Source organism: Acidimicrobiales bacterium (genome assembly GCA_035533095.1).
Taxonomy (GTDB): domain Bacteria; phylum Actinomycetota; class Acidimicrobiia; order Acidimicrobiales; family Palsa-688; genus DATLUM01.
The window spans coordinates 22090-30533 of the sequence record DATLUM010000142.1; the positions used below are offsets into that span (position 1 = coordinate 22090).

Genomic DNA, 8444 nt, shown 5'->3' on the forward strand with positions numbered 1-8444 from the left:
TCAGCTCTAGCTACGCGGACCCCGGATCGCCGCGCGCCGCCTGCCTCTCTCGGACTGGTCGAGAACCACTTTGCGCAACCGGACCGCCGACGGGGTCACTTCGACGCACTCGTCCTCGCGGATGAACTCCAGTGCCTGCTCCAACGACAGGCTCAACGCCGGCACCAGCCTCACCGTCTCGTCGGCCGCGGCGGCGCGCATGTTGGTGAGCTTCTTCTCCTTCGTCGGGTTGACGTCCATGTCCTCCGACCGCGCGTTCTCGCCGACGATCATCCCTTCGTAGACGTCGATGCCCGGTCCGACGAACAACGCCCCGCGCTCCTGCAGGTTGGTCAGCGCGTAGGCGGTGGTCTGGCCGAGCCGGTCCGCGACCATCGACCCGTTCGGCCGGGTGCGCAGTTCCCCGTGCCACGGCTCGTACCCGTCGAACACGTGGTGAAGCTGCCCGGTCCCGCGGGTCTCGGTGAGGAACTCGGTCCGGAAGCCGATCAGCCCACGGGACGGAACCAGCCAGTCCATGCGGCACCAACCCGTGGTGCCGTGGTTGGCCATCGACTCCATCCGGCCCTTGCGCAATGACAGCAGCTGCGTCACCACACCCATGAAGTCCTCGGGCACGTCCACCGAAACGCGCTCCATCGGCTCGTGCAGCTTGCCGTCGATCTCCTTGGTGAGCACCTGCGGCTTGCCGACCGTCAGCTCGAAACCCTCGCGGCGCATCAGCTCGACCAGCACCGCCAGGGCCAGTTCGCCGCGGCCTTGAACCTCCCACGTGTCGGGCCGCTCGGTGGGAAGGACCCTGATGCTCACGTTGCCGACCAGCTCCGCGTCGAGGCGGTTCTTGATCAACCGCGCGGTGAGCTTCGTGCCCGGATGAGCGCCGCCGACGGCGCGCCCAGCCAGCGGCGAGGTGTTGACACCGATCGTCATCGAGATGCTCGGATCGTCGATCGTTATGACAGGCAGCTGCCTCGGGTCGTCCGCGTCGGCGAGCGTGTCGCCGATCATGATCTCGGGGATGCCAGCGACGGCGATGATGTCGCCGGGGCCGGCGCCTTCGGGTGGCGCGTCCACCCGGTCGAGAGCCTCTGTCACGTACAGCTCGGACAGGCGCACCCGTTCGATGGAACCGTCGTGGCGGCACCACGCGACCGACTGGCCCTTCTTCACCCAGCCGTTCCAGATGCGGCACAGCGCGAGCCGCCCGACATAGGGGGAGGCGTCGAGGTTGGTGACGAGAGCCTGGAACGGGTGGCCCTCCTCGTAGGTGGGCGCCGGGATGGTCTCGACCAGCAGGTCGAGCAAGACCTTCAGATCCGGCGTGTCCTCGACGCCGGCGGGATCGAGCGCAGCCTTGCCGGCGCGCGCGTTGCAGTAGACGATCGGGAACTCGATCTGATGCTCGTCGGCACCGAGGTCGATGAACAGCTCGTAGACCGCGTCGATCACTTCGGTTGGGCGCGCGTCTGGGCGGTCGATCTTGTTGATGACGCAGATGACGGGCAGGCGCGCTTCGAGGGTCTTGCGGAGGACGAACCTGGTCTGCGGCAGCGGGCCCTCGCTCGCGTCGACGAGGAGCAGCACCCCGTCGACCATCGTCAGCCCGCGCTCGACCTCGCCGCCGAAGTCGGCGTGCCCGGGGGTGTCGACGATGTTGATCGTGAGGTCGCCGTACTGCACGGCGGTGTTCTTGGCGAGGATGGTGATGCCCTTCTCCCGCTCGAGGTCCATCGAGTCCATGACCCGATCGGCGACCTCCTGGTTGGCCCGGAACGCCCCGGACTGGCGGAGCATGGCGTCGACGAGCGTCGTCTTGCCATGGTCAACGTGCGCCACGATGGCGACGTTGCGGAGATCGGCGCGTTGCATGAGGACTTCCTAGGGGGGAGAAAAGAGCGGCCGGTGCGCTGCTCGAGACCGGCTTTCCAGGGTACCCGAGGACCGGCTCAACGACCCCTTCGGTGCTCCTCCATGCGCTTCCTAATCAACTCCCGCCGGGCTTGCAGGTCGCGGTACGTCATACGCTCGACCTCGGAGCTGACACCGAGTTGCGCCCGCATTCCGTCGAGGTCGATGGCCTGCTGGCGCGGGTCGACGCCGACTTCCGCCGCGATGCGCTCGCCATAACGCTCGGTGAAGTACATGGCGATCTGGGTGACTTCGGAGAAGAGGTCCACGTCGGGCGCCAGTGTTGCCAGCGCGCCGTCGATGAACAGGAGGTCCTTCACGTAGAGCATGAGGACCTTCGGGAAGCGGGCCCCGTAGCCGAGCAGCTTCTTGATCATCTCCCGGATCTCGGCGAGCAGCTCGTCTGGAGTCATCTGGGTCGGGTCTTTTACCGGCTGATCGAGCCCAAGGTCGATGATCACCGAGTCGAGGTCGGTGTCCGGCGGGAGGGCGCCGAGGTCGCGCAGGGCGGCGAGCTGCATCTTGGTGTCGTTGATAGTGCCGCCCATCAACATCCGGAGGAACGCCAGCCGGCGCTGTTCGTCGAGGCGCCCGGTTATGCCGTAGTCCAGCAACGCGATCGTCCCGTCCTTGCGGACGAACAGGTTCCCTCCGTGGAGGTCGCCGTGGAAGACGCCGAACAGAGTGGCGCCCTCGAGGAACTGGATCATCAGCGCCCGGACCACCGCCTCGGTGTCGATCCCGGCGGCCTTCATCCCCTCGACGTCGTCGAAGGAGAACCCGTCGAGGCGCTCCATCACCAGCACCCTCGGCGTTACGAGCGTCGGGTGAGGCCGTGGGACCACGACCGACCTCTGATCGGTGGACGCGAGGACGTGGGCGACGTCGAGCATGTTGTCCGCCTCGAGGCGGAAATCGAGCTCCTCGACGATCGTCTCCGCGAACAGCTCCACCAGCGCCGGCGGGTTCGCCAACGCCGTGACGGGGATCCGCCCGATGAGGAACGGCGCTATCCAGCTCATCGCGGCGAGGTCGGTCCGGACGGTCTCGTTGACGGTCGGCCGCTGCACCTTCACGACGACTTCCTCGCCGGTGCGGAGCTTGGCGGCGTGAACCTGCGCTATGGAGGCGGCGGCGATGGGTTTGCGGTCGAACCACTCGAACACGTCTTCGAGCGGCGAGCGCAGATCGTGCTCCACGACCTCTCGCACGACTTCGAACGTCTCGGCTGGAACCTTGTCACGCAGCAGGCGGAACTCGTTCACCAACTCGGCGGGGAAGAGGCCCTCGCCCGACGAGAGAATCTGGCCGAGCTTGATGTAGGTCGGCCCGAGCGCCTGGAAGGCTGTGCGCAACCGCAGGGACAGGCCCGCCCTCGACAGCTCCGGCCGGCCCAGCTTTCGAGCCTTGCGCCGGTCGAGGAAGTACCAGCCCCCCAGCGCCGCGCCCAGCTTCGCCCCGACCTTCACGACCCTTGCGCCGGGTGGGAGCATGCGCCGGCGCAGAAGCTGCGGCACCTGGGCCGCCGTCCGCTCACGGAGCGCGTCGCACCCCGACCGCCATGCGAGGTTGTCGAGGTCGATCAGCCACGGAGGCGTGGAGCTGAAGCCTCCTACGCTGAGGTCGGCGGGGGGAGCCGGCGTCATCTCTCCCGACGCTAGTGGTGGCGTCCCGGGACGCGACATTCGACTGGCCGCCTCGCCGTCACAGCTAGCATTCGGCCATGTCTCTCAACGCCGGCGAGAAGGCTCCGTCTTTCAACCTGCTCGACCAGTCCGGGACGAAGGTGATGCTCTCGGACTTCAAGGGCCGCAAGGTGTTGGTCTACTTCTACCCCAAGGCCGACACGCCGGGCTGCACCGCCCAGGCGTGCGGTCTGCGCGACATCCTCGGTGACATCGGCGGTGCGGCGGTCGTCGGCATCAGCCCCGACCCACCCGCAAAGCAGCAGAAGTTCGACGACAAGTACGGTCTCGGCTTCCCGCTTCTCGCCGACGAGGACCACTCGGTCGCGGAGGCCTACGGAGTGTGGACCGAGAAGTCGATGTACGGCAAGAAGTACATGGGAATCCTGCGCTCGGCTTTCCTGATCGACGAGAAAGGGAAGCTCGAGGAGGTCTGGTACAAGATCTCTCCGGCGGACACCCCGAAGAACCTGCTCGCCGCGCTCGCGGGGTAGCAGCCCTGGGCGTCAGCTGGCGGGACCCATGACGAGGGTCCCGTTGTGGCCTCCGAACCCGAAGGAGTTGGAGAGTGCCGGCGCCGGCGCCCACACGCGGCCCTCGCCGGTCACGATGTCGATCGGGATCTCCGGGTCCTGCTCGGTCAGCCCGGCAGTCGGGGGGATGAAGCCCCGCTCGATCGTCAATGCCAGCGCCACCGCCTCCAACGACCCGGCCGCCCCCAGCGAATGTCCCGTGATCCCCTTGATCGAGGTGACCGCCGGCCCGGGGGAACCGAACACCTTGACGATCGCCTGAGATTCTGCGAGGTCGTTGGCAGGGGTCGAGGTGCCGTGCGCGTTCACGTGCGTCACCTCGGCCGCACCCACGCCGGCGTCGAGCAGCGCGAGCTCCATGCAAGCGACCGCACCGGTTCCTCCCGGCGCGGGGGCGGTGATGTGGTGCGCGTCGGCCGAGCTGGCCGCGCCGAGGATCTCCGCGTAGATCTTGGCCCCACGCTCGACCGCGCGGTCGTAGTCCTCCAGGACGAGGATCGCGCCGCCCTCACCCATGACGAACCCGTCGCGCTTCGCGTCGAAGGGCATGGATACCCCGCTCGTCGACAGGGCCGTCATGTTCGAGAAGCCGGCAATGCTCGTCTCTGTCATCGCGGCCTCGGCGGAACCGGCGATCACGACGTCGCAGCGGCCGGTGGCCACGAGGCGAGCGCCGTTGCTGACTGAGTGGGTGCCCGCTGCGCAGGCGGTGACGGTCGCCTCGCACGGGCCGCGAAAGCCGTAGCGCATCGAGATGTCGGCAGCCCCGCGGTTTCCCATCATCATCGGCACCAGGAAGGGGCTCACGCGCCGTGGCCCGCGTTCGAGCCGGACAATGATCTGCTCCTCGAGGGTCTCGATGCCGCCCACCCCGGTGCCGACGATCACCCCGATCCTGTCGGGATCCGCCCCGATCGCCGAGACTCCGCCGGCGTCGGATATGGCTTCCTCCGCGGCGACGGCCGCGAACTGCGTGAAGCGGTCCACCCTGCGTATGTCCTTGGGGCCGTAGACCGACGTCGCGTCGAAGTCGACGATCCTGCGGGGGCCGTCGGGCGCCGGCCCGAGGAGCCCCTGCCAGTACGCGTCGCGCCCGACACCGCACGACGACACGACGCCGAGGCCTGTTACGGCGATCCTGCGGCCCTGGACCGCCCCACTGCCGTCAGGAGAAGGGTGGACGGCCAGCATCAGAGCTTGGCGCTGACGAGGTCGAAGGCCTGCCCAACGGTCTGGACGCCTTCGAGCTCTGACTCCTCGACGGTGATCCCGAACTGCTCCTCGAGCGCCATCACCAGCTCCACCAGGTCGAGGCTGTCGGCGTCGAGGTCGTCCGCGAAGCTCGCCTCTGGCTTGACCTTGTCTTCGGGGACCTGGAGAACTTCAACGGCGCACTGCTTGAACTTGTCGAACGCTTCGGCGTTGTCCACGGTTACCTCCGGTGATGGGCTTACAGGGTTTGAGAGATGGGTGATGCTGCGAGGGTCGAGGGCGAATGTAGCGGGCGACTAGGGCTTTCCCCACCGCCAGACGGCGGATGCCCAGGTCATGCCTGCGCCGAACCCGGCCAGCAGGACGAGGTCGCCGTCGTTGAGTCTTCCCGACTCGACGGCGTCTATGAGAGCCAGGGGTATCGACGCCGAGCTCGTGTTACCGGTCTTGTCGATGACCGACGCGACCCGATCGGGTGGGATCCCGAGCCTCGACGCCGCGGCGTCCATGATCCGGATGTTCGCCTGGTGCGGGACGAATAGGGCGATGTCGCCGGCGGTGACCTTCGCGCGCTCCATCGACGCCGTCGCCGAGTCGACGGTCGCACGGACCGCCTTGCGGAACACCTCCTGGCCGTGCATCACCATTCCCGACCCGTGGTCCGCGTAGAGGAGCCGGACCAGATTCCCGTCGACACCGAGATCCCATCCGAGCAGCGAGCTGTCGCCGGCGGTGGCTTCGAGCACCACGGCGCCCGCCCCGTCGCCGAAGAGGAATGCGTTGGTGCGGTCCTCCCAGTTGGTCGCACGGGTGAGGGTTTCGGCGCCGATGAGCAGGACGCGCTCCATGCCGATCGCCACCATGCCGGCCGCGGTTACCAACCCGTAGGTGAACCCGGCGCACGCCGCGTTGACGTCCATGGCGCCACCGGCGATGCCTAGCGCGGCCGATGCGGCGGAGGAGCTCGCGGGGATCAGCTGGTCCGGCGTCGTCGTGCAGAGGATGAGCAGCCCGATCTCGGCGCCTGTGACACCTGCGGACTTCATCGCCTCGCGACCGGCAGCGACTGCGAGGGACGCGGTGGTGCCCAGCCCGTCTTCGGGATGGTGGGGTGGCTGCACGGCGACGAATGGCCCGGTGGCGGCCCGCCTGGTGTGGATCCCGCTCCGTTCGACGATCCACTCGTCGCTCGTCTCGAACAGGGTCATGATGTCCTGGTTCGTGACGACTCGATCCGGCAGGGCGGTCCCCCAACCGGTGATCGCGGCGCCGCTCATGACGCGTGCAACCATGCGATGGGCTGGCCGGTCTGCACCCTTTCGCCGGGATGGGCAAGCGTCCCCTCCAGGCGCCCGGCGAACGGCGAGCGAACCTCGACTCCCGACACCATCCCGAGCAGAGTGCCGACTTGGATGCCGCTGCCGGGGGAGAGGTCGGTCTCGCTCGCCGGCTCGAATACCCCGGGGCCGGGGCTGATCACGACTCGTTCGGATACGTACAAGTGCTCTCCTTGGTGGCCGGTGGCGAAGGCGTGCATGGCGGCGCTGCCCGAGACGGCCTCGACGAGCCGGTCGAGATCTGCAGGGTCCGACACAGTCAGGACGGTGGCGCTCGGGATCGTCCGACGGATCATCACGGCCAGCGAATCGCCGGCCCCGAGCTCGACGAAGAGGCGCTCCGTGTCGGCTCCGCGCTCCGCGAGCCCCCCGAGCCGGAGAACGCTTTGCTGCCAGCGGACCGGGTTGCAGAGCTGGGCGGACAGCAGCCGAGGCCACTCGGCGCCTGCCTCGTGGTTGCGCCCGTCGACGTTCGCGATGACAGGTATGTCGCTGTCGTGGAAGGTCGCCGAGGACAACGCCTTGCGAAGATGGCCCCTCGCCATCTCCATGCAAGGGGTGTGAAAAGCGCCGGCGGCGTCCACTGGCGTCACCTTGCGGGCGCCCATGCCCACGGCGATCGCCCCCGCGAGCGCTACCAGGTCGGGTTCGCCGGCGATGACGGACTCGTCGGGGCCGTTGTAGTTCGCCAGCCACACGTCGCCGTCAGCAAGCCGGCACGCGATGTCGACGGTGTCCGCGTCACAACCGCTCACCACCGCCATCACACCGCGCCGCGCTTCGGCGGCCTCCTGCATGGCCGCGCCACGCTCGGCAACCACCCGGATCGACTCCTCGAAACCGAGGATCCCGCTGGCGGCGAGGGCGGTGAACTCGCCGAGCGAGTGGCCCGCCACGCCGGTCGGCTCGATGCCGAGGCGCTCGACCGCGTCGAGGACCACGAGGCTGAAGATGAACGTCGCCAGGTGGGCGTTGCGGGTCTCGGCCAGCTCCTCGGCAGGCGCGTCCAGGAGCAGGTGGGCGAAGTCCTGTCCCGACACGGCGGAAGCGTCCTCGACGATCTCCCAGGAGGGATGGAACGTCCAAGGGGCACCCATCCCCGGCTGCTCGGCGCCCTGGCCGGGGAAGACGAACGCTGGCAACCTGGTCGGACCTCCTGGGGGACACGGGTGATCAGGGAGTCTGACCGCCGTGGCCCCCGATACGTAACAAGGACGCTCGGACCTCCTCCATAACCGTGGAGTGCCGACGAAGTAGCGGCTCTCGCGCACCGGTGAGGGTGTGCGACGATGGATGGTATGGAAGCGCCCACTTCGGACTCCGGCAGCGACTTCTCTGCCTCGGGGGTCGTCCTGATGAGAGGCCATCCCCATCACCCGCTGTTGCACCATCATGGGCTCGGCGAGCTGTCGGTTTCCTCAGGCCGGGTAAAGCTGCTGAGTTACCACAGCGACGAGGAGTTGGCGGAATCCCCCGCAGAACGGGTGACGCTCGGAACGTCGAGCACCCTGAAGGAGTTCGGCTCCATCCTGTTCGTGGACTTCGGCGACGAGTCAGTCCCACGTCACGAAACGCAGTGGGCTATCGACTTCGGAATGGTCGACGATGTTCAGCGCCTTCTGCACCCTGACGGCACGGTGAACCATGAGAAGCTTGTGGAGTACCAGGTCCTGCTCTCGGTGGAGGACATCGAGGCGGGGATCCGCTATCGCCAGCAATTCATCGACGCGGTAACGGCGCTAGGGGGACGCTACGAGGACGAGTCGACT

General features: G+C 67.8%; 8 protein-coding genes. 2 read left to right on the top strand and 6 right to left on the bottom strand.

Going from position 1 to position 8444, the window contains the following annotated elements; genetic code table 11:
• Window positions 1–6 precede the first annotated feature (6 nt).
• Window positions 7–1869 carry a translational GTPase TypA gene (typA, locus tag VNF71_16885; GenBank protein HVA76231.1) on the bottom strand — a complete coding sequence of 621 codons (1863 nt, stop codon included), beginning with the start codon at window positions 1867–1869 and terminating at the stop codon, window positions 7–9.
• Window positions 1870–1946: 77 nt separating this feature from the next.
• Window positions 1947–3554, bottom strand: a complete 1608-nt coding sequence (locus VNF71_16890; GenBank protein HVA76232.1) for an AarF/UbiB family protein — start codon at window positions 3552–3554, stop codon at window positions 1947–1949.
• A gap of 77 nt (window positions 3555–3631) precedes the next feature.
• Here VNF71_16890 and bcp point away from each other — a divergent pair, with 77 nt between their 5' ends.
• The gene (bcp, locus tag VNF71_16895) at window positions 3632–4087 is read left to right on the top strand and encodes a thioredoxin-dependent thiol peroxidase (GenBank protein HVA76233.1); all 456 of its coding nucleotides are present in this window, start codon (window positions 3632–3634) and stop codon (window positions 4085–4087) included.
• A 12-nt stretch (window positions 4088–4099) separates the two neighbouring features.
• Here the strand turns inward: bcp and VNF71_16900 are convergent, their stop codons facing one another.
• From VNF71_16900 to VNF71_16915, 4 genes are all read right to left on the bottom strand, one after another.
• Window positions 4100–5317, bottom strand: a complete 1218-nt coding sequence (locus VNF71_16900; protein ID HVA76234.1) for a beta-ketoacyl-ACP synthase II — start codon at window positions 5315–5317, stop codon at window positions 4100–4102.
• The gene (gene acpP / locus VNF71_16905) at window positions 5317–5556 is read right to left on the bottom strand and encodes an acyl carrier protein (GenBank protein ID HVA76235.1); all 240 of its coding nucleotides are present in this window, start codon (window positions 5554–5556) and stop codon (window positions 5317–5319) included. The genes VNF71_16900 and acpP overlap by 1 nt, the downstream gene beginning before the upstream one ends.
• Before the next feature lie 78 nt (window positions 5557–5634).
• Window positions 5635–6615 carry a beta-ketoacyl-ACP synthase III gene (locus VNF71_16910; protein ID HVA76236.1) on the bottom strand — a complete coding sequence of 327 codons (981 nt, stop codon included), beginning with the start codon at window positions 6613–6615 and terminating at the stop codon, window positions 5635–5637.
• Window positions 6612–7817, bottom strand: a complete 1206-nt coding sequence (locus tag VNF71_16915) for an ACP S-malonyltransferase (protein ID HVA76237.1) — start codon at window positions 7815–7817, stop codon at window positions 6612–6614. Before VNF71_16915 ends, VNF71_16910 begins: the two co-directional genes overlap by 4 nt.
• A gap of 156 nt (window positions 7818–7973) precedes the next feature.
• Between VNF71_16915 and VNF71_16920 the strand changes: the two genes are divergently transcribed.
• Window positions 7974–8444 (top strand): hypothetical protein (locus VNF71_16920; GenBank protein ID HVA76238.1); only part of this gene is annotated, 471 nt, incomplete at its 3' end.

Excerpts from the sequence above, each read along its gene's own strand:
- typA (HVA76231.1), bottom strand. The coding sequence starts at position 1,869 with ATGCAACGCGCCGATCTCCGCAACGTCGCCATCGTGGCGCACGTTGAC.
- VNF71_16890 (HVA76232.1), bottom strand. The coding sequence starts at position 3,554 with ATGACGCCGGCTCCCCCCGCCGACCTCAGCGTAGGAGGCTTCAGCTCC.
- bcp (HVA76233.1), top strand. The coding sequence starts at position 3,632 with ATGTCTCTCAACGCCGGCGAGAAGGCTCCGTCTTTCAACCTGCTCGAC.
- VNF71_16900 (HVA76234.1), bottom strand. The coding sequence starts at position 5,317 with ATGCTGGCCGTCCACCCTTCTCCTGACGGCAGTGGGGCGGTCCAGGGC.
- VNF71_16910 (HVA76236.1), bottom strand. The coding sequence starts at position 6,615 with ATGAGCGGCGCCGCGATCACCGGTTGGGGGACCGCCCTGCCGGATCGA.